This is a genomic window from Acaryochloris sp. CCMEE 5410 (assembly GCF_000238775.2).
Taxonomy (GTDB): Bacteria; Cyanobacteriota; Cyanobacteriia; order Thermosynechococcales; family Thermosynechococcaceae; genus Acaryochloris.
This window is the reverse complement of the sequence record NZ_AFEJ02000001.1, coordinates 699,103-720,128: the sequence shown is the minus strand read 5'-3', so window position 1 is coordinate 720,128 and position 21,026 is coordinate 699,103. Positions and strand designations below refer to the sequence as shown.

The following is a 21,026-nucleotide window of genomic DNA, read 5'->3' as shown; positions in this document are numbered from 1 at the left end:
GGGTTTGTTGGGGATGGTTTACAGTGGTTGGGAACCTAAGGTGACCGTTGTGTTGCCTCCCTGTTGGAGACCCCTCACCCATGCTTGAGTCTGTGCATACAGAAACTCAACCCCTGTCGGCACCATCCCCCACTGACCTTCAATCTCGTTTACAGATTACCCAATTAACCTCGGATTCGTCTTCGACCACTACCCAGCCCGGATTAGATGTGATTCAAGGGCTATCGAAAACCCCCAAAACGCTCCCGGCCAAGTATTTTTACGATGATCAAGGCTCCCAGCTGTTTGAACAAATCTGTGAGCTGCCGGAATATTACCCAACCCGAACTGAGACCGCTATTCTGCAGGCCTATGCAGCCGAAATCGCCACCATCACTGGCCCGAGTGAGTTAGTGGAACTGGGCAGTGGCAGCTCTACCAAGACACGATTGTTGTTAGATGCCTATGTGGGTATGGGGTTGGCCTCCTGGTACTGCCCGATTGATGTCAGCGGCGGCATCCTCAAACAGAGCGCCATCCATTTGCTAAAGGACTATCCCACCCTCAATATTCATGGCTATGTGGGCACCTATGAAGCAGCGCTTGCTGCCTTATCCCCCTCTCAACTGCCGACCCGTATGATTTGCTTCCTGGGCAGTACTCTAGGAAATCTCAACCCTCAAGAATGTGAACGCTTCTTTGCTGAGTTAACCCAAGCCCTGCAGCCCGGCGAGTATCTACTGTTGGGGGTAGATTTGCAGAAATCAGTACAGCAATTGGAAGCCGCCTATAACGATAGCCAAGGGGTCACGGCTGCGTTTAATTTGAATATGCTGCATCATCTCAATCAGCGATTTCAAGGGGATTTTCAGGTGGAACATTTCCACCACCAATCTTTTTACAATCGAGAGGAGCATCAGATCGAAATGCATCTCGTGAGCCAAAAAGCTCAGCAGGTGAACCTAGCTGCTCTGGATTTGACGGTTGAGTTTGAACCGGCAGAAACCATCCGTACGGAAATCTCCCGTAAATTTGATTTAGAGACTTTAAAGCAACAGTTGCGCTCCGTCTCTCAGACCTGGGTGCAGTCTTCGGGGGGCAGGGAAACCCCTACATCAAAGGAATTAACCCCTTTGCGAACTTGGACGGATGCCAACCAATGGTTTGGACTGGTGCTTTGCCAATGTCAGGAGAAGGCTCAGGTGGCCCAGGAGGGTTGATGGCTGCCCCGGAGAGAAGACGGCTGAGGTATTCTGTAGACTTAAAGAGAGGCATAGAACCGATGGGGGGTTAACAACAGGGAGGTTTCTCCCCAATCGGGGTGACTCTTAAAGATGTTTATGGTCAGCAGAAGCATTCGTTCTTTGGGAGAGACCCTTCTTGAGCACGGAACAGATCTTAAGCACAGAACAGAATCCGTTTAGCAGGATAAAATATTAAATTCAACGGTTCACGATACAGATCGCACCAGGCTGGCGATAGGAGAAATAGAGTTCATGGGCAGAATTGTCGGCATTGACCTAGGTACTACTAATTCAGTGGTGGCAGTGATGGAGGGGGGCAAGCCAGTTGTGATTGCCAATACCGAAGGCAGCCGTACAACTCCTTCTGTGGTGGCGTTTGGTAAAGAGGGAGAACGGCTGATTGGTCAATTGGCCCGCAGACAATCTGTCCTCAATCCTCAAAATACCTTCTATGCCTTTAAGCGATATGTGGGGCGTCGGTATAGTGAATTATCCGCTTTTTCCAAACGAGTACCCTACACCATCCGGCGGGATCAGGCGGACAATGTCAAAATAAAATGCCCAGCCTTGGAACGAGAATTCGCCCCGGAAGAAGTATCGGCCATGATTCTGCGGAAGCTTGCGGATGAGGCGAGTCGCTTTCTGGGAGAACCCATTACTGGGGCAGTGATTACCGTGCCTGCCTACTTTAATGATGCTCAGCGACAGGCCACGCGAGATGCGGGGCGAATTGCCGGGTTAGAGGTCAAGCGGATTATTAATGAGCCGACGGCGGCAGCCCTAGCCTATGGATTGGACAATCAGTATAACCAAACGGTGATGGTGGTTGACCTAGGCGGTGGTACCTTTGATGTCTCGATCCTAGATGTGGGAGATTCGGTCTTTGAAGTGCGAGCGACGGCTGGAGACACGCAGTTAGGCGGCACGGACTTCGACCGGGTTATTGTCGATTGGCTGGCGGAACAGTTTCTAGAGAAAGAAAATATTGATCTGCGCCGGGAACCCCAGTCTCTACAGCGCCTAACGGAAGCAGCAGAAAAGGCCAAAATCGAGCTATCGGGCTTACCGGAGACCAATGTGAGTCTGCCCTTTATCACGGCGACGGAAGAAGGCCCCAAACATATGGATATGGTGTTGAGTCGGGGCCAGTTTGAAAATTTATGTGCCGATCTAGCAGAGCGACTACAGGCTCCGGTGGAGCGGGCTTTGCGGGATAGTAATCTGCGCTCCATCGATATTGATGAAGTGGTGTTAGTGGGCGGCTCCACCCGCATCCCCATGGTCCAGACCCTGATCGGTCAGATGATCAACAAGCGTCCCAATCAGAATGTCAACCCGGATGAAGTGGTGGCCGTGGGCGCGGCGATCCAGGCTGGGATTACGGCAGGGGATTTGCAAGATATTTTCTTGCTGGATGTGACCCCCCTGTCTTTTGGTTTAGAAACCATTGGTGGGGTGATGAAGACCCTAATTCCGCGCAATACGACGATTCCGGTGCGGCGATCTGATGTCTTCTCGACGGCCCAGGACAATCAGAATCAGGTGGAAGTCCATGTGCTTCAAGGGGAACGACAGCTAGCCAATAACAATAAATCCTTGGGACGATTTCAGCTGCGGGGTATCCCCCCGGCCCCCCGAGGGGTGCCCCAGGTGCAGGTGTCTTTTGATATCGATGCCAATGGCATTCTGCAAGTGACGGCGATGGATAAATATACGGGCCGAGAACAAACCATTACGGTCCAAGGGGCGGCCAATCTGTCGGATTCTGAAGTCAACCGCATGCTCCAGGAAGCGGAGCAGTTTGCCGACAAGGATCGCCTGCGTCGGGAGCGAATTGATAAGCGAAACCGGGGGCAAGATCTGATTAGCCAATGCGATCGCAAGTTACGAGAAATCACCCTCGATTTTGGTCCCCAATTTGCCAGCAACTTGAGAAGACGAGTCGAAACCCTCTCCCGAGATTTACAAGACAGCATTAACCAGGATCAGGATCGCCAAATTGATTTGGACTATGCTAACCTCCAGGATGCCCTATACGAACTGAATCAAGAGGTAGCTCGTGTCAATCAAGAGTACTACGATGACGAAGAAGAGCTGTTCCCCTTGCCTTCCATGTCTTCGATTAGTGAGGCGGTCTCCAAAGGGGTGAATAAAGGTGTGGAATTGGTGACCGGGCGACCGTCGTCAGATGATCCACCCCCTCGTCGATCTTCGAGTCGAATGGATGGTGACTTCTGGGAAGACTGGGATGATGATGATTGGTAAACTCAACGGTATCGTTGCAAAATTGGCGAACTAGGCTAACAAGAGGTAGATGCAGAACTTCCGCAATTACTACGACATTCTTAAGGTGTCTAAAGAGGCATCCACGGAAGAGATTAAGCGTTCCTATCGAAAATTAGCCCGACAATATCATCCTGATTTGAACCCGGGCGATAAGGCGGCGGAAGAGCAGTTCAAAACCATCAGTGAAGCCTACGATGTCTTGTCGGATGTCGAAAAGCGTTCTAAGTATGATCAGTTCGGCCAATATTGGCAACAGCAGGGATTTCAAAAATCGAGCAGTCCCCAATCGACGAAGAAATGGGGACGACAGACCAATCCCTTTGTCTCGGACAAGGTGGATTTTAGTGAATTTGCAGATTTTCAAGAATTTTTAGATCAGCTCTTAGAACGGCCCTATGGCAAGAAAAGCAATGCTCGTAAGCAAACGAGAAGCAAGCCGAAATCGTCTGCTGCGGGCCAGAGAGATGCCGAAGCTCGCCTGACTCTGCCCTTGGAAAAGGCTTATGCCGGGGGCAGAGAGCGCATTCGCTTGGAAGATGGACGGTCTTTAGAAGTGTCGATGCCCATGGGGATGGTGTCAGGCCAGCGTATTCGTCTGAAAGGACAGGGAACTTCTGGCGGTGACCTTTATCTCAAAATTGATGTTTCTCCTCATGCCTTCTATCGCTTAGAAGGGAACGATATTATTTGCGAACTACCAATTACCTGTGCAGAAGCCATCCTGGGGGGACAAATCGAAGCCCCCACCTTAGATGGATGGGTGAAGGTGACTATTCCTAGCGGGGTTCGTTCCGGTCAGCGGCTGCGGCTGGGGGGAAAAGGATATCCCACGTCTAATGGGAAACGAGGCGATCAATTAGTTGAGATTCGCATCGAATCGCCTAAAAATATTAGCCCAAGAGAGCGGGAACTATACGAACAAATCCGCCAAATTGAAACCTATAAACCGCGAGCAAATTTACCGATTTAAGTGAACGACCTGGATCGGCAGGTATTTTGGAAGCAGCTTTTAAGAGGGCACTCGCAAATTAGGCTGATGTTGAAGAGCCGCTTTATTCCTCGCTTTTAACGGTCTAACTGCTAGCAGTTTGGTAATCTCCTTGATATCAGCATTTTTCTGGCGGTAAATTTTTAATTCCACGTCAGTGGCATTGAGCTGAGATTTATATCGTCTCTCAATCGCTTTAAGCTGAGCAGTGTAATGCTGTTTTGCCTGAGCTTCAATCGCCTCATAATTGGCATCAACAGGAACTTCTAATCGGACGGTAAAAGCGCCTCCACTTTTCTTCTCAATGGCCTGAATATCGATATCACACTGGACAAATTCATTGGTAAGTGCTTGATAAGCGGCGACAAAGGCCAACCAATCGATACCGTGCAAGAAGAGTAAGTCAATGGTTCCAACGGGTTTTTGCACCAGGTTGATAAACTCACCGGAGATAAAGTCACCTGCTAGGGGATGGCGATCGCGTTGGGAAGATTTGAGGTAAATATAAGCACAGTCCACTTCATCAAATTTAGTGTCGTTACTGATTTTCCAGTTTTCGATACTGGCCCCAGTAAAGGTGGCTCCAGTAAAGTCAGACGAAAGTGCGATCGCATAATCTAACGACGAATACCGCAAATCGGCCCCGCGCAGATCCGTCCATCGTAAATCCGTTTCATATAGGTTGGCTCCCCGCATATCGGCCCAGCGAAGTTCTGTCCAACTGCAATCTGCCTTTCTCAGAATCGAACGGCAAAGGGTGGCCCCACTCAGGGTGGCCCCTCGGAGGTTAGCCTGGGTGAGTCTGGCAAAGCTAAGGTCAGCCCAACGCATGGTTGCCCCACGCAGTTTGGCATAGCTTAGGTCCACCTGTTCCAGGGTGGTGCCACTTAAATCGGCTCCCCATAAATAGGCCCCTCTCAAGGTGGCTCGACTCAAATCCGACCAACGCATAAAGGCCCGGCTGAGATTAGCGCCAATTAGGTGAGCATGCCTGAGTTCTGTTCCACTCAGATCCGCACCGCTCAGATCCGCTCGACTGAAATTGATCTTGCTGAGGTTTTTGCCATTCAGGTTTGCCAATTGCAGATTAGGACGAATATTAGGGTTGGCATCTCTCCACTGATTCCAGGCTTTAACGCCCTGATTCAGTATGTTTAGATGCTCTCGACTCGCCATGCTCGACTCCAAAATCCCCTAACATCTCCACTAAAATAACTCTGAAAAAATTTTTTCGCCGCATTTCTGTGAATAAGAGCAAAAGATTTTGCTAAATCCCTTTATTTGGAGGAAAAAGGTTGACAATCCCTGGATTATGTGTAAGATATCTTCAACGTCTATGGGTAGGGCTAGTTCATGGCTGATCAGAGTGGCGAATGGTTATCGGTGGTCGTCAATAATGGATTTCACCTACTGAAGCAATTTACCCAGGGAATATGCTTACCTCGGTGGTTAGCTCCCTTCGGCATGGTGGGGGTATTGTCCGCTTTAGATAAGCTTCTCCCTTCCATGCAAAAAGGGTCATTTTTGGCAGGTATTGGTAGCTATCTGCTAATCGGCATTCTGATCGTCAACTTGTTGGCTTTGTCCTGCTTTTTGTATTTACCTGGTCACCTCGTCACCTCGACCACCCCTGCAGTCGCTCAGTCTGGCCGAACGCTGTTGAAACTCTTGCTGATGGGCTGCTTAGTAGTGGTGAAAAACGTGGTAGTCCAGAGCTTGAAACTGGCGTTTGACCTCATCGTGCTGATATTCGCCGCCTTGACCTATCCACCTCGCGAAGCCAACCAAATTGCAGCCCACTGCTAAGCTGCTGTTGGCTCATGGGACCTAAAAGCTATCAAGAAAGGCTGCGGATACCTGCAAATGCTGGTCGAGCTTGTCACCCATGCGATCAAGATGGCTGACGGTCATCCGCGTGCGAGGATTACGTTCAAATAACGATCGATGCTTGTGCATAAACCGCCAATATAGACCATCCCAAAGGGCACTCCAGTCCCCGGACTTGAAATAACTCATCTTGCGCAGGTAATTGGAAGAACTGACATAGGGTTTAGTAATCATTAGGCCCCCGTCGGCATACTGGCCCATGCCATACACATTAGGGACCATCACCCAGTCAAAGGCATCGATAAACAACGATGAAAACCACCGATAAACCTGATCTGGATCGAATTCGCAGAGCAAGAATAGGTTACTAAACACCATGAGTCGTTCAATATGGTTGGCGTAGCTACTGTCCAGCGCCCGTGCCATGGCCGTATCAAAAGGAAGAATACCTGTATTGGCGCTCCAAAATTGTTCAGGGATAGGCCGATGGTGCTGGAAAAAATTAGTGGTTCTTTGGGTTCGTCCTTTTAGTAGGTAGACGCCTCGGACATATTCCCGCCAACCAATCACCTGACGAATAAACCCCTCCAAGGAGTTGAGAGGAATGGGGCGATCTGCATGCCGGTCTAAGGTGGCTTGGACGATTTCTTCTGGATGCAATAAACCAATGTTCAGGGCAGGCGTCAACACGGAGTGGAATAAGTAGGATTGGTCTGCATCGATGGCATCTTGGTAGGCACCATATTGGTCAATGCGGGTTTCTAGAAATTGATACAGGAATTGCCGAGCACTGTCGTGGTCAATGGGATAGACAAAACCGTGGCTACTGCCTGGATTACTGGCAAAGTGTTGCTGGGTATAGGTAACCGCTTCTTTGACAAAGGTGTTAGCTGCAGGCCACTGAATACGAGGAAGCTCAATTTTTTTAGGTAAGCGCTTACGATTGTCCGCATCGAAGCTCCATTTGCCCCCGACTGGTCCTTCCCCGTCTAGGAGAATCCCTAATCGCTGGCGCTGTTTGATATAGAAGGAATTCATCCGTAAGGATTTGTGGGCAGGCAATAGGGATTCTAATTCTGAAGTTTGGGTGAGGAAGTTAGGGGTTGGATACCAATACAGCTGAATGTCGAAGGTTTGTGCTGCTTTAGTAATCCGTTGCTCTAACCAGTCATCCGTTACTTCGCAGATATGGGCATAGCGGATGCCCTGGCTCTTGAGAATGGCGAAAACGGTGGATGATGACTCAAGCTTATGGCTTGCTATGTATTGGACTGTGAACCCTTGATCTTTCAAGCGTTCGGCATAGCTTTTCATCGATGCTCGATGCAGGATAATCTTTTTCTGGTGAAATAGATATTGAAGAAAGAAGAGGGGTTCTTCGATTAAAAAGAGGATTCGATTGGGCGTGACAGCGGGATGTCTTTCATACAACTGATGAGGATAAATCAGAGTTGACTCCATGAGTCTTTTTTCCAGGGTGGCAACAGCTTCCCATGATACAGAGACTGTCTGTTTGAAAGTTATGGAGTTTGATGGGTTGTAATTGGGAATTGGTCTCCTGTGAGAATCTAGATTTCCTCGTTTTTAATATGCATATAGGACTTTCTGTCTCCATGGACTTTGAAGTGTATAGAACTGATCCTACTGAGAGACCAGTATTATCCTTGGTTCTCTGGATTTTTTGGCCGTAAATGGTGAACTGAAGAAATGTATTGCTAATATCGCCCCTAATGCCGGAACCTCTTCTGGTGAGTTCAGTCTAGAATAATTCTGGTTCAATCCTTGATTAATGAAGAATTACTCCCATCGGTTGAACCTGGGTTAGCTCCTAATACTCAATAGAGATTGCTGTATGAAGCGAAGAAGGTTTCTATATCTTGGAGGGCTTTCAGTTGGACTGGGGCTTAGCTGCTCCAACAAAGCTGTTAATCCGCAGGCAATAGTAGATAAGACTCGTGTCGAAAAAACGCATAGTGCCTCTAGCGATAGTTTAGAGTTAAATACTTCAACTGCTCCACCTGGATTTTATGCACCCAAAAAAGGTGATGTTCGCCTTTTTGTAATTAGCGATCTAAATAGTCAATATGGTTCTGTAACGTATCGTTCAGGGGTTGAACAGGCCATCCAGCTAATTCCTGACTGGAATCCAGATATCGTCCTTTGTGCTGGGGATATGGTTGCTGGACAAAGCTTAAAACTTTCCTCCTCTCAAGTCGCTGCAATGTGGAAAGGATTTGATCAAAAGATATTTAATCCTATCCGTAACTTTGGACTACCCTACGCTTTCACCATAGGGAACCATGACGCTTCTAGCTTCAAAGGGTTGGATGGGAAATATGTGTATGAAACAGATCGACGTGAAACAAATAAGTATTGGTCAGACAAGAATCCGGGACTAGATTTTGTAGATCGATATAAATTCCCCTTCTCATACAGCTTTACCCATAAAGAAATCTACTATTTAATTTGGGATGCGTCTTCTGCTAAGGTCTCCAGTGATGATTGGATTTGGGCTGCTCGAAACTTAGCCAGTGCAGAGGCCCAATCAGCCAAGATGAGAATAGTAATGGGGCACCTTCCTTTATATGCTGTTTCTCAAGGAAGAGATCGCCCCGGTGAAATTTTATCCAAGGCTGATGAACTCAGAAGTTTGTTAGAGCAGAATTCTGTCCATACCTATATTTGTGGACACCATCATGTTTATTACCCGGGTAAAGTTGGGAAACTTGAGATGCTTCATTGTGGAGCATTGGGAAGTGGTCCAAGATCTTGGTTGGAATCTGCAAAGGCTCCCATTAATACCCTTACGATTGTGGATGTCAATCTTGCCTCTCAGACAACTCAGTATACGACTTATGATCTAGGGGCCAGGGAAACGATCGCTCTGGCGCAAGTTCCGAGACAACTGGTTGGGCCTAATGGAAGAGTGATTCGTCGTGACCTTACCTTTGAGGATTTAACCTACCAAGAGCTTAATCAGAAACATATTAAAAGCCATTAAGCAGCATTTCTTGGATTCATATGTTGTGGAAAGTTACGGCAGACTATGCCTGGATTAAGGTATTTTGGCTTCTGTATTGATCTTGTAGTTATTGATAATTCGATTGAGGGGTTTTTCCAGTTCCTTGAATTGATCATTGGGGACGATAAAGCTGAGAATGGCTACTCGTTTGCCCTTTCGCTCAATAAAGCTATTGCCCAGCAGTTTAACTTTAATATTGCCAGTTGCTTTGGCGGTATACCCCCAGATAAGCAAAACACTGCCATCTTTTTGGGGCTTTGCATCCCGGAGGAAGAAGTCCGGTTCCTTCTCAAAAGAGTTCTTGAGGAAATCTTGGAGTAATTTGGTTAAGTCATCCTGGGTGGGATTGTAGTCAACATCGAAAATATCGGCGACGAGTCCACCGTTACGGGTCGGATCGGTCCATAACACAATCACTTCACCCGGCTTGCTATTATCTTTGCTTTTCCATCCATCAGGAACCAGCAAGGAAAAGGCATTCGTTTTATGGGTGTAGGTGGATAACTTATCAATTTCAACGGACTTAAATCGCCGCCGACTGGACGGGGATGGGCTAGGTGATGGTCTTACCCGAGGAGAAGGAGAGCTAGACGCAATCGGTGAACTGGATTCTTCCGTCGTTACAACCGGATCGACTCGATTGCCGCTGTTATTAAAGCCAGCGTAGACAAGGCCACCCAGGATGAGAAAGGTCAATCCACCGGCAATGCCCCATAACTTAACGTTATTATTGCTGGGCTCATCCACTGCCGCAACTTGTTGTACAGGAGCAGAATAGTTAGCAGCAAAAGGATTGGATGACTGGGTGGGTTGAGGGGAAGGCTGTGTCGGAGGCGGGGCCGCGGGCATGGTGGGCGGCATCGTTGGTGGTACCCCAGCAGCAGGGGGCGGCTGCATGATTTTGGTGGGGGGCGGCTCTATCTGAGTATTGAGGGCTTGAATGATTTCTGCCGCGGACTGGTAACGATCCACCGGACGGGGCGCTAACATTTTGTTGAGGATATCAGCCAAGTTAGGGCTTAAGCTGAGTTGTTTTTGCCATAGCCACTCTAGAGATTGGGGATCTTGGAGCTGTTGGGGTGGATGTCCCGTCATCAGCACTAAAGCCGTCACTGCTAGGGCATATAAGTCACTATGGGGGGCGACTAAGCCAAGGCGCATCTGCTCATCGGGCGCATAGCCAATTTTCCCTAACCGAGTCCCGCCTGTGGATGCTCCAGGAGAACTCCCTTGAGTGGCCACTTCTGTTGCAACGTCCAGAGCCACTTGCTTTACCCCACCCATGTCAATCAGGATAGGTAAACCATCTTTGTTCCGCCGGATAATGTTATCGGGGGAAATATCTCGATGAATCACTCCCTGGCCATGGAGATAACTGAGGACAGGCAGCAGATCTCGGAACAGTTGCGTGACTTCGGTTTCGCTAAAGGTTTGCCCTTGCTGTTGGCGTCCTTCTAATAATTGCTGGTATGTGGAGCCTTCGGCAAAATCTTGGACCAGGAATAGCCGTTTTTGGGCGGTAAAAAGCTCCCAGAATCTGGGGATTTGAGGATGCTCAAGGCGATGGAGGGTGGCCGCTTCTCTTTGGAAGAGTTCTTCTGCTTTCTTTAGGGCGTAGGTGCCTTGAACGGATGGGGTCAATTCCTTGAGAACAATAATTTCGTTAAAGCGCCCGGTATCCTCTGCTCGGTAGGTTCTGCCAAATCCACCTTGTCCCAACTGTTGTTGAATCACATAGCGATCGCGGAGTCGCGTTCCAGGAGGTAGCGAGGTATGGATATTTTCTGTGGGGTCTATGTTTGCAGTCGCTTGGGTAGGGGAAGTGTCAGATTGATTGCTGGTTTGAGGAACGACTGCAGGGCTGTTTGAGCCTGTTGTCGGCGGTTTCAACAATGAAGTCCCACAATATTGGCAGAATCGAGAATCTGATGAATTTTCTCGCCCACAGGAACTACACGTAATCTGAGTCATAGAATTAGCATTTCAATTAATGCAGCATTGTCCAAACCAAACGAAACGCAGAAATGGTTTATCCCTTTCCCATACTGGCGTGTAGCCATTGAAAATTTCAGTATGAGGATTAATAGGATGTCTGAGACTTCCTGCGTTCACATCATAACCTAGCTCAGTTTAGGTCCTGTTTGAATGATAAAGATCACCTCAATTGTCCCGTTTTATTCAATCTCAATATTGATGCTGTAGGGGCTGGTTTGATTGGTCGATACTTCGAAGCGATAATCTCCAGATTGAGGCAGTTGTCCTTGCCAATTGGCTGCCTGAGAGTCGAGTTGACCGATGAGTTGGCCACTGGGACTGAAGATTGTTAACTGAATATCCCCTTGGCTGATCTTGACTCCCATAAACTGCTGTGCTCCGGCATTGAGTAAATATCGCTGTTGTTGGCCGGGTTGAATCGTGTTGTTGAGTTGAGTCCCCGTTGAACCAGGGGCGAACTGCACCCTTGAGGTGGTGTCTTTTGGAGATATTGGTCTGGGAGTGACCACTTCAACGTCTACGGAAAATCGTTCAGCCCCAGGCTGCTGATTTTCTACCGCGATAGTGTAGTCGCCATTGGTGGGTAAGTTTGTTTCATCCACAGGGTTTTGGCGATCAGCTTGGGCAATCATACGACCTTGAGGATCGAGGACTTGGACTTCCACATCGCCGTTGGTTAAGCGCACTGTCATGGTTTGTTGGGCTTGAGCTTGGAGGAGGAACGGTTGCCGTTCATGCTGATTCAAGGTTTGAGCCAATACCGCTTCTGTTGCTCCTGGCACAAACCGAACCCGATTCGCGCCTAATGAGCATACTTGCCGGGTAAGATTTTTGGAAACCCAACCGTCAGGAGATTGAATTTGCAGCCATTTCCCTTGGGAACCGAGCACTGACAAGGAGGTGCCATTGTCAACGGTGGCAACGATATTGCCGGGGGTGACTTCTGGACTGGACCGAATATTTAGGGGAGGGTTTGGGTCATTGACCGTGACCTTGCAGTTGGAGGGAAGCGGCGTAACGTTTCTGGTGGGGGGAGGACTGAATGAAGGGGTGGGGAAGGGCTCAGCAGAGGGTTCAACAGAAGCAGAAGGACTGACGGTCGGATCTGAGGATCGTCCATTGAGTCCTGAAAAATTAGGCATCAAACCGAGGGCGTAAGCGCCTCCTAAACCCGATAAACCAACGATTCCAGCAGCAATCCACCAAGATCCCCGAGACGGTTGGGGAGAAACGGGTTTTGGACTCACAACATTGGTAGCAGGTAAGTCGGTTGGGGCTGGGTTGGGAATGGGGGTGGTAGGGGGGATGGATCCACTGTGAATAACGGGTTCCGTGGGAGGAATGGCGGCAGGGGTGGGTTGGGAAAGGAGCTGCAAATCTTGAAGAACGTCTGCAACCGATGGGTAGCGAGTATTAAATTGCGATCGCACCATCCGTTCCAAAATTTCGGCAAATCGGGGAGATACCTGGGGGGCTAGGGAACGCCACTGAATCTCTGCCGTTTGCTCATTAAAGGGGAGCTGTAGGGGTTCTACCCCCGTCAGGGCTTTAATGCCAATCATGCCAACGGCATAAATGTCGCTGTTGAGGCGAGGGCGGCCCGATAGCTGTTCCCCTGGCATATAGCCCTGGGTGCCGATGCCCACGGTATAGCCGACGGATTGGCCTGCGGGGGCAATTTGAGTGCGGATTTCTTTGACGGCTCCGAAATCAATTAAAACCAAATGACCATCGGCTCGGCGGCGAATCAGGTTGTCCGGCTTGATATCTCGGTGAATTACTTGGTGATAGTGAACGAAATGCAAGACGTTGAGAATTTCTTGAACAATGCCCAACACTTGGGCTTCGGGTAGAGGGTTGCCCAGGGGCATTTCATCGCTCAGAGGCTGACCTTGAATGAATTCTTGAACGAGATAAAATTCCTTTTGATCTTCAAAGTAGGCGAGTAGCTGGGGAATCTGATCATGGCGTCCTAGCTTCTCCAGCATTTCCGCTTCGGTTCGAAACAAGCGCCGGGCCACATCAATAAATTGGGTATCAGAGCTGGCTGGCTTCAGATGCTTCACCACGCATTGGGGATTACCCGGTCGGCGAGTATCTTCGGCAATATAGGTTTGGCCAAATCCACCGGCCCCTAAGACTGCCGTTACCCTATAGCGCTGATCGAGCAAAGTACCCAGCATAAAGGTCCCCTGTGCAACACTCCTGATTCTGGCACACAATGATCTCAGTTCCTGCGTGATGGGAGTGGTGGTCACGTATCATCAATGGGGCTTTGTTTATATTCTGCTGCTGAACTGAGTTTTCATGTCTCAAGTGTCTATCATCCTGCCCCTGCTCAATGAAGCAACGGTGCTCAGTCGGACCCTCAAGCATTTGATGGCCTTGGAGCCTCCCGCCCATGAAATTATCTTGGTGGATGGGGGCAGTACTGATAGGACGATTGCCATTGCCCAACAGTATGCTGAGACCTGGGGAGAAACGAACCTTGCGGTGGTGACTGCAACGGAGCGAGGTCGGGCCTCGCAGATGAATTACGGTGCTGCGATCGCAACCGGAGACATTCTGTGTTTTCTCCATGCGGATACCCTTGTTCCTGATGATCTCGTAGGCTTAATGACCCAAACGCTAGCCCATCCCAATACCGTCTGTGGGGGCTTTATCGCTTTGATGTGTGGCGATCAAAGTACCTGCTGGGGTATCACGTTGCAGAACTATCTAAAAACCTATCTTGCTGCTGCGATTACTCATCCCTATCTCTATCTATGCAAAGGATTTAGGGTTTTATTTGGTGATCAGGTTATCTTCTGTGGCAAACAAGCCTTTTGGGACTGTGGCGGCTTTGATCCGGACCTGCCCATTATGGAAGATGCAGACTTCTGTACCAGAATTGTCCAATATGGCAAAATTCGGCTGGTCAACCGCATTGTCCAAACCTCCGATCGCAGATTGCAGCAATGGGGGGCTTGGAAAGCCACGTTCATCTATCACTCGATAGGTTGGCTGTGGTTTATGGGTTTACCCGCCGAATTTTTAAAGCGCTTTTACGAAGAGATTCGTTAGGCGTTACCAGATAATGCAGGGCTGAGGGCCTGCTTAAGCAGATCTGCTTTATCGGTGGCTTCCCAAGGCAGATCTAAATCGGTACGACCAAAATGGCCATAGGCCGCCACATCTTGATAGAACCGACCGCCTCGCTCACCTGGGAGTTTGGTTAAGCCGAAGGTTTGAATCAATCCTGCTGGACGAAGTTCGAAATTTTCTTGAACAACCTGCAGCAGACGATCTTCATCCACCTTGCCAGTGCCGAATGTCTCGAGCAAAATGCTAACGGGGCGAGCAACACCAATGGCGTAGCTGAGTTGGACTTCACACTTCTCGGCCAGCCCGGCAGCGACAATATTCTTAGCCACATATCGGCAGGCATAGGCAGCGCTACGGTCTACTTTTGTGGGATCTTTACCGGAGAAGGCACCACCGCCATGACGGGAATACCCTCCGTAGGTATCTACAATAATCTTCCGTCCCGTGAGTCCGGCATCGCCTTGGGGACCCCCTACAACAAATTGGCCAGTGGGATTGACAAGAAACCGAGTATTCTCGTCGGGTTTGATGTCAATATCAGCAAAGACAGGGAGTACAACCGCATTCCACAGATCTTCCTTAATCTTGGCCTGTACTGCGGTAGGGTCAGTAATGTCACCAATGGTGGCGTCATGCTGGGTCGAAACCAGAATCGTATCGATACCGACGGGACGTCCTTCTTCGTAGATGACTGTAACCTGAGATTTGCCATCGGGTCTTAAATAGCCTAGTTGAGTTTTACGCACGGCAGCCAAGCGGCGAGTGACTCGATGGGCGAGGCTAATCGGCAACGGCATCAGTTCAGGGGTCTCGTTGCAGGCAAACCCAAACATTAAGCCTTGGTCACCGGCCCCAATGGCATCTAATTCTTGATCGCTTTTTTCTTCGCGGGTCTCTTGGGCGGAGTCAACCCCTTGGGCAATATCTGGAGATTGCTCATCGAGGGCGACCAGGACAGAACAGCTATTGGCGGCAAAGCCATTATCGGAATCGGTATAGCCAATTTCAGTAATTTTCTGACGAACCAAATCAACAAAGTTGACTTGGGCTTTCGTGGTGATTTCTCCAGTTAAAAGAACGAGGCCAGTGTTAACCACTACTTCAGCCGCAACCCGGCTAGCGGGGTCTTGAGAAAGTAGAGCATCAAGAATCGTGTCAGAAATTTGATCACAAACCTTATCGGGATGGCCTTCAGTCACAGATTCTGAAGTGAAGAGATAACGCTTAGGCAAGATCTTGATCCTCCTGTGGAGCAAAGCGAGAGAACAATAATGAGCAAAAATTCCTGTGAGTCCAGAGAATTATAGCATTCTCTCCTGAAAAGACTTTGAGGGGATTGCTAGAACCCTACATTCACGATGAGAGGGAGTTTTTATAAACTGCAGGTGAGTTGTTGCCAGCTGTCTAAAGAAACATCAGCGAGATCCGTGGGGACTGGATGATGCCATCCCCAATTGACGTATATGCAACCTGCCGCATGGGCAGATTTTGCCATTTTCATATCCACAGGAGCATCCCCAATCATCAGGGTTCGGTTGGGGGAGGTCTGCATTTGAGCACAAATGTTAATGAAGAGGGAAGGATCGGGTTTTGAAATTGACCCGTCAACCCCTTGGGCGGCTTGAAATAGCTCCTGCAGGTGATAGGTATCTAGGAACGCTTGGACATTTTTGCTGCTGTCCGCAGATAAAATTCCCTGCTTCACCCCTGCCTTAGATAAGGTCGTTAAGGTTTCTAAGGTGTGGGCGAGTAAAGGAGTATGCTCTGCTTTCGGTATTAAATAGGTATCGGCCTCGTCAAAAGCGGATTCAACCACTTCTAGTGCCTCTAACCAGTTGTATCCAGTTGATGCGACAGAAGCTGCAGCAGCAATTTGATTCTCATAACGACTCCCCACGGCGAGTAAGCCAGCAGGGTTGATATAGGTCTCTTCTAGGCCAAAAGCGAGTAATATCGGTGCCTGAACGGCTGGAACTTTTGCCTCTATCAAGCGAGACCGGATCTGTCCCAAGCTCATTAAATAGGATTCTACGTTAGCTAAAGTACCGTCTTTGTCAAAAACGATGGCTTCAATATTGGTAAATGAATGGTCTAGGCAGTGAATAGTGGCCATGGAACAGGCAAATCCTTTGGCAATTAGACCTCAGTTTAAATGTTTTTAGTCTGGTCTTTATATATCAATTGATATCTTCTAGTTTGTTCGGTGAATAACAGTATCTGGCTGAGGACTTTTATGCTGCGCTGGTGCAACTAAATGCCGATTTTCAAATAGTAGATAAAGCTGGAATTCTGATAATTAAATAGGATTATTGATCTTGGTATTTTAGTAGGTTATTGGGAAATTTAATTGCGATCTTAATGAATTCTATCTGCTTTATTGATGTGGTGATAGTCTGCTTGTATAGGATAAATATTTCTACTGATAGATTGATCTATGGGCAGTGTTTTTTTTGACGAAAAACTGGGAGTTTTGGGTGATCCAATTATTATTGATCGAACTCTTTTGCTGCTGGGAAAACTAAGGTGTATTAAACGAGATTTTATTTGCTTTTTCTACTATTTTTAATAGGTAGGAATTGAAGTTTTCTCCATTCCGGCATCCTTGGATAGACACTGCACATGAAAGACCCTAAAGGGATTTCCCTAGATCTGGCACCAGAGAGTAATGAGCAGGTATTTGGACCGGCATTGCATAATATTTCTGCCTCCTCAAAATTGGATGATGGTCAGGATGCTGTTCATTATGCTCGACGCTTGCAAACCCTTTCGAGCAGTATCAGCCGGATTCGGAAATTACTAGACTTAACGGCTATTTTGGAGGCGACGGCTGAAGAGGCACGAACCGTTCTAAATGCAGATCGCGTAGCAGTGTTTCAGTTGGAGCGAGACAATCAATCTCGCGGGGCATTTGTGGCTCAATCTGTTGCAAGTAATTGTTCATCCATACTGGGGCAACCAGCTTGTGACCACTGTTTTGGTGATCGTTTTGTGGCTGCCTATCGACAAGGAAGATACCAAGCTCTAGCGGATGTTGAGTCAGGTGAAATTAGCGAGTGTCATGCTGATGTTTTAAGAAAATTGCAGATTAGGGCCAATTTAGTGGTTCCTGTCTTGCAAGAAAAATATCTTTGGGGGTTGTTATGTGTCCATCAATGTCATACCCCCCGTGAATGGCAGCAAGAGGACATTCAGTTTGTTCAGAATTTAGCAGAGCATTTTGGAGTTGCCGTTTCTCAAGCAGAGTTGATTCAAGAAGAAAAAGTTAGAACTCATCAACTTTCTGCTGCATTAGAGCGAGAGAAACGTTTAACGGAAACCTTTGGTAAGATCCATCAATCCTTGGGAATTGATGCCCTGATTCGCTCGGCAACGGTGGAATTACAGCATCTACTGGATGTGGATCGGGTGGCAGTCTTTCAATTTAAATCAAATCAATTGAAGCAAGGGGAATATATTGCTGAACAAGTCAGGGAAGGCAGGACGTCAATATTGACAGAACCCACTTGCGATCGCAACTATTGCCAGCAACTCACAAACCTCATTCGAAAACAGACCCCGCAAGTCATTTCAAATATCGATGCCACCCTAGCAGAAGGAAGCCTCAAAGCTCACCTACAACATTTCGACGTCAAAACTCTCTTGTTATTACCATTGTTCCAAGAGAATTCTCTCTGGGGATGTCTAGTTATTCATCAATGTTCAAATATTCGAGAATGGTTAGAGGATGATCTGAGATATAGCCAGCAAATTAGTGAACAACTGAGTGCTGCTCTTACCCAGGCTGCCTCAGTTGATCAAGTCTACCAACAGAGTATTGAACTTAAAAAAACGACAGAGCATCAAAAAGTATTAGTAGACACCATTGATAAGGTGCGCCAATCTCTAGATACGGATGTTGTTTTTCAGACGGCTACAGAAGAAGTCTTAAAGCTGATAGACGTGGATCGAATTGCCATTGCCCAGTTCAATTCTAGTTGGGGCTATTCGTTTATTGCCGAATCCTTTAAGTATGGTTGTTCTCCTTTAGTTGGGAATATCCCGCCCGTCGAGGATGCATATTTGCAAGCCTCCCAGGGGGGGAATTTCGTCAATAATGAAATTGATATTATTGATGATATTTATGCAGCTGACCTGGCAAAGTATCAACTCAAACTATGGGAAACCTTAGATGTCAAAGCTTGTGCTTTGGCCCCCATCTTTTTAGGCGAACAGCTATGGGGGTTGTTTGGTGCATTTCAAAATTCTAAGTCTCGACATTGGTCCCAGGATGAGATTAGTTTATTGACGCAGGTCGCAGCCCAACTTGGCGTGGCCTTACAACAGGGAAATTACCTCCAAGAACTCAAAGAAAAAACAGCTCAACTTAATCAAGCAGCTGAACGGCAAAAGTCTTTAGCTAAAACGATTGATAAAATCAGGCAATCTCTGAATATTGATGATATTTTTCAGACGACAACGGTTGAAGTTCGTCAATTGCTAGGAGTGGACCGGGTGGCTATTTATCGGTTCAACTCAGATTGGAGTGGCTCCTTTGTGGCGGATTCCATTGTGGATGGATGGGCGCCTAACCTGAATCCTCAAGCTCCTGTAGAAACCGTATTGGCAAAGTTAGACAAAGAAGGGACTTATCCCCGTCATGAAACCTTTGTCCCCATTGTGTTGGGAGATAAGTTTTGGGGATTATTAATTGCCTACCAAAGCGCAAGACCCCGTTACTGGCAGGAGGATGAAGCATCCTTATTGGCCCAAGTTGGAAATCAATTGGGAGTGGCTCTCCAACAAGCAGAACTCTTAAAGCAGACTCAACAACAGGCTGCCGATTTACAGCAGGCATTGCAAGAGTTAGAGACAACCCAGTCTCTGCTAATGCAGGGAGAAGAAATTGCCATTAATCAGGCCTATTTATTGAAGCAAGAACGAGAAAATAACCGACTTTTGAAAGACGCTCGGAAAGCTGCAGAAGAGGCTGTACAAGCCAAGAGTGAGTTCCTCGCCAATATGAGCCACGAAATTAGAACCCCTATGAATGGGGTTTTGGGGATGGCGGGGTTGTTATTAGATACAGAACTACAGTCTGAGCAACGCAACTTTGTGGAAACGATCCAGAACTGTGGGGATTCGTTGATGGTGATTATCAACGATATTCTCGATTTCTCCAAAATTGAAGCAGGAAAGCTTGATTTAGAGGAATGTTCCTTCAACTTACGAACCTGCATTGAAGAAGCCTTAGATTTATTGGCAGTGAAGGCAGCGCAAAAGCAGTTGGAACTCAATTACCTTTGGCATGCCGACATCACAGAACAGGTAGAGGGGGACCCAACTCGGTTACGTCAAATTCTGGTCAACTTGATAGGGAATGCCATTAAGTTTACCAATGTGGGGGAGGTGACGGTAGCTGTTGGTGCCCGTGAAATACAACATGTTTGTGCTTTAGATCCTCAAAAAATTACCGAAGATGTTCAGCACTTTGAAGTAGAAATTGCGGTGAATGATACGGGGATTGGGATACCACCGGACAAAATGAGTCGTTTGTTTGACTCTTTTAGCCAAGTTGACTCATCCATTACTCGGCAGTACGGGGGGACAGGCTTGGGGCTCACGATCAGTAAACACTTATGTGAACTGATGGGGGGACGAATGTGGGTTAGAAGTGAGGTCGGCAAGGGCTCTAGCTTTGCCTTTACGGTGCAACTACAGGTCAAACCAGAGTCAGCAGGATTGGCAGCCGAAACCTGGACTCCGGCACTCGCCAACAAACGAGTCTTAATTGTTGATGACAATGCGACTAGTCGAAGACTGCTGGCCCAACAAACCATTGACTGGGGAATGAAACCAAAATCGGCAAACTCGGTTGAAGATGCCCTTAAAATGTTGCAGAATGTGCCGGAGCCTTTTGATGTTGCCATTATTGATTGGCAGATGCCTCAAAAGGATGGAGGCGTTTTAGCCCAAGAAATTCGGAATCGATCGGCCTTAGCCACAATGCCTTTGATTGTATTGTCCACGGTGATTGATTCAAAACTGAAAGCTGAAGATAAATTGCTCTTTCAAGCTCGATGCCATAAACCAATTAAGCCAAAACTATTACGACAATCATTACTGGACGTATTTGCAGCACCAGAACTCTCTACAAAAGTGCCTCAATCCACTGCCCCTAAGATTGATGAAGAGTTAGCTCAGCAATTCCCCTTAAAGATATTAGTGGCTGAAGATGTGGTTGTGAACCAAAAATTAGTACTGCTGCTGTTACAGAAAATGGGATACCGGGCTGATGTTGTCCAAAATGGATTGGAAGCTTTAGATGCCCTACATCGACAACCTTATGATTTAATTCTGATGGATATGCAGATGCCCGAAATGGATGGGTTGACCGCTGCTCGTCAGATTTGTGAGGAGTATTCGGAGGCTGAAAGACCCTATATTATTGCGTTGACAGCTAATGCAATGCAAGGGGACCGACAAAGATGCTTTGATGCTGGAATGAATGCTTATATTAGTAAACCCATTCAAGTCGAACAGCTAGTCAGAGCCATTCAGGCTATTCCCCAGAAGACGTCTCAGAACCAAGCAGCTTGAAAGGAACGGAATCTGCAGTGAAAGC

At 47.8% G+C, this 21,026-nt stretch carries 13 protein-coding genes and 1 pseudogene; 7 read left to right on the top strand and 7 right to left on the bottom strand.

Annotated elements, in window-relative coordinates; all coding sequences use genetic code 11:
- Positions 1 to 80 precede the first annotated feature (80 nt).
- The 3 genes from egtD to ON05_RS03105 all read left to right on the top strand — a co-directional run bounded on the left by egtD (position 81) and on the right by ON05_RS03105 (position 4,479).
- Positions 81 to 1,199 carry an L-histidine N(alpha)-methyltransferase gene (gene egtD, locus ON05_RS03115; RefSeq protein ID WP_010477512.1) on the top strand — a complete coding sequence of 373 codons (1,119 nt, stop codon included), beginning with the start codon at positions 81 to 83 and terminating at the stop codon, positions 1,197 to 1,199.
- Positions 1,200 to 1,475: 276 nt separating this feature from the next.
- Positions 1,476 to 3,488, top strand: coding sequence for a molecular chaperone DnaK (gene dnaK / locus ON05_RS03110; RefSeq protein ID WP_010477510.1), 2,013 nt, complete (start codon positions 1,476 to 1,478; stop codon positions 3,486 to 3,488).
- 49 nt (positions 3,489 to 3,537) lie between these two features.
- Positions 3,538 to 4,479: a DnaJ C-terminal domain-containing protein gene (locus ON05_RS03105; RefSeq protein ID WP_010477508.1), complete on the top strand. Its 942-nt coding sequence runs from the start codon at positions 3,538 to 3,540 to the stop codon at positions 4,477 to 4,479.
- A 39-nt stretch (positions 4,480 to 4,518) separates the two neighbouring features.
- On the opposite strand, the gene ON05_RS03100 is transcribed toward ON05_RS03105, so the two are convergent.
- Positions 4,519 to 5,673, bottom strand: coding sequence for a pentapeptide repeat-containing protein (locus ON05_RS03100; RefSeq protein ID WP_010477507.1), 1,155 nt, complete (start codon positions 5,671 to 5,673; stop codon positions 4,519 to 4,521).
- Positions 5,674 to 5,850: 177 nt separating this feature from the next.
- Here ON05_RS03100 and ON05_RS03095 point away from each other — a divergent pair, with 177 nt between their 5' ends.
- A complete protein-coding gene (locus ON05_RS03095; protein WP_010477505.1) occupies positions 5,851 to 6,303 on the top strand; it encodes a hypothetical protein in 453 nt (150 codons plus the stop codon).
- Positions 6,304 to 6,324: 21 nt separating this feature from the next.
- Here ON05_RS03095 and ON05_RS03090 read toward each other — a convergent pair whose 3' ends face one another.
- The gene (locus ON05_RS03090; protein WP_010477503.1) at positions 6,325 to 7,785 is read right to left on the bottom strand and encodes a cryptochrome/photolyase family protein; all 1,461 of its coding nucleotides are present in this window, start codon (positions 7,783 to 7,785) and stop codon (positions 6,325 to 6,327) included.
- 391 nt (positions 7,786 to 8,176) lie between these two features.
- Here ON05_RS03090 and ON05_RS03085 point away from each other — a divergent pair, with 391 nt between their 5' ends.
- Positions 8,177 to 9,325 (top strand): metallophosphoesterase, encoded by a 1,149-nt coding sequence (locus tag ON05_RS03085; protein WP_010477502.1) that lies wholly within the window; start codon positions 8,177 to 8,179, stop codon positions 9,323 to 9,325.
- A 54-nt stretch (positions 9,326 to 9,379) separates the two neighbouring features.
- Here the strand turns inward: ON05_RS03085 and ON05_RS03080 are convergent, their stop codons facing one another.
- The 3 genes and pseudogenes from ON05_RS03080 to ON05_RS03075 all read right to left on the bottom strand — a co-directional run bounded on the left by ON05_RS03080 (position 9,380) and on the right by ON05_RS03075 (position 13,524).
- A complete protein-coding gene (locus ON05_RS03080; protein WP_262561125.1) occupies positions 9,380 to 11,236 on the bottom strand; it encodes a serine/threonine-protein kinase in 1,857 nt (618 codons plus the stop codon).
- Between the two features lie 6 nt (positions 11,237 to 11,242).
- Positions 11,243 to 11,317: pseudogene (locus tag ON05_RS38350) on the bottom strand (zinc-ribbon domain-containing protein); the annotation flags it as partial.
- A gap of 203 nt (positions 11,318 to 11,520) precedes the next feature.
- The gene (locus tag ON05_RS03075; protein ID WP_010477496.1) at positions 11,521 to 13,524 is read right to left on the bottom strand and encodes a serine/threonine protein kinase; all 2,004 of its coding nucleotides are present in this window, start codon (positions 13,522 to 13,524) and stop codon (positions 11,521 to 11,523) included.
- Between the two features lie 124 nt (positions 13,525 to 13,648).
- Here ON05_RS03075 and ON05_RS03070 point away from each other — a divergent pair, with 124 nt between their 5' ends.
- Positions 13,649 to 14,404 carry a TIGR04283 family arsenosugar biosynthesis glycosyltransferase gene (locus tag ON05_RS03070; protein ID WP_010477494.1) on the top strand — a complete coding sequence of 252 codons (756 nt, stop codon included), beginning with the start codon at positions 13,649 to 13,651 and terminating at the stop codon, positions 14,402 to 14,404.
- On the opposite strand, the gene metK is transcribed toward ON05_RS03070, so the two are convergent.
- A complete protein-coding gene (metK, locus tag ON05_RS03065) occupies positions 14,401 to 15,657 on the bottom strand; it encodes a methionine adenosyltransferase (RefSeq protein ID WP_010477490.1) in 1,257 nt (418 codons plus the stop codon). The two genes, ON05_RS03070 and metK, sit on opposite strands and share 4 nt — an antisense overlap.
- 140 nt (positions 15,658 to 15,797) lie before the next feature.
- Positions 15,798 to 16,538, bottom strand: coding sequence for an HAD family hydrolase (locus tag ON05_RS03060; protein ID WP_010477488.1), 741 nt, complete (start codon positions 16,536 to 16,538; stop codon positions 15,798 to 15,800).
- Between the two features lie 506 nt (positions 16,539 to 17,044).
- Between ON05_RS03060 and ON05_RS03055 the strand changes: the two genes are divergently transcribed.
- Positions 17,045 to 21,001, top strand: coding sequence for a GAF domain-containing protein (locus ON05_RS03055; protein WP_010477486.1), 3,957 nt, complete (start codon positions 17,045 to 17,047; stop codon positions 20,999 to 21,001).
- Positions 21,002 to 21,026: the final 25 nt, after the last annotated feature.

Bases quoted from the DNA above. Each gene is read 5' to 3' on its own strand.
- egtD (WP_010477512.1), top strand. From the start codon at position 81: ATGCTTGAGTCTGTGCATACAGAAACTCAACCCCTGTCGGCACCATCC.
- dnaK (WP_010477510.1), top strand. From the start codon at position 1,476: ATGGGCAGAATTGTCGGCATTGACCTAGGTACTACTAATTCAGTGGTG.
- ON05_RS03105 (WP_010477508.1), top strand. From the start codon at position 3,538: ATGCAGAACTTCCGCAATTACTACGACATTCTTAAGGTGTCTAAAGAG.
- ON05_RS03100 (WP_010477507.1), bottom strand. From the start codon at position 5,673: ATGGCGAGTCGAGAGCATCTAAACATACTGAATCAGGGCGTTAAAGCC.
- ON05_RS03095 (WP_010477505.1), top strand. From the start codon at position 5,851: ATGGCTGATCAGAGTGGCGAATGGTTATCGGTGGTCGTCAATAATGGA.
- ON05_RS03090 (WP_010477503.1), bottom strand. From the start codon at position 7,785: ATGGAGTCAACTCTGATTTATCCTCATCAGTTGTATGAAAGACATCCC.
- ON05_RS03085 (WP_010477502.1), top strand. From the start codon at position 8,177: ATGAAGCGAAGAAGGTTTCTATATCTTGGAGGGCTTTCAGTTGGACTG.
- ON05_RS03075 (WP_010477496.1), bottom strand. From the start codon at position 13,524: ATGCTGGGTACTTTGCTCGATCAGCGCTATAGGGTAACGGCAGTCTTA.
- ON05_RS03070 (WP_010477494.1), top strand. From the start codon at position 13,649: ATGTCTCAAGTGTCTATCATCCTGCCCCTGCTCAATGAAGCAACGGTG.
- ON05_RS03060 (WP_010477488.1), bottom strand. From the start codon at position 16,538: ATGGCCACTATTCACTGCCTAGACCATTCATTTACCAATATTGAAGCC.
- ON05_RS03055 (WP_010477486.1), top strand. From the start codon at position 17,045: ATGAAAGACCCTAAAGGGATTTCCCTAGATCTGGCACCAGAGAGTAAT.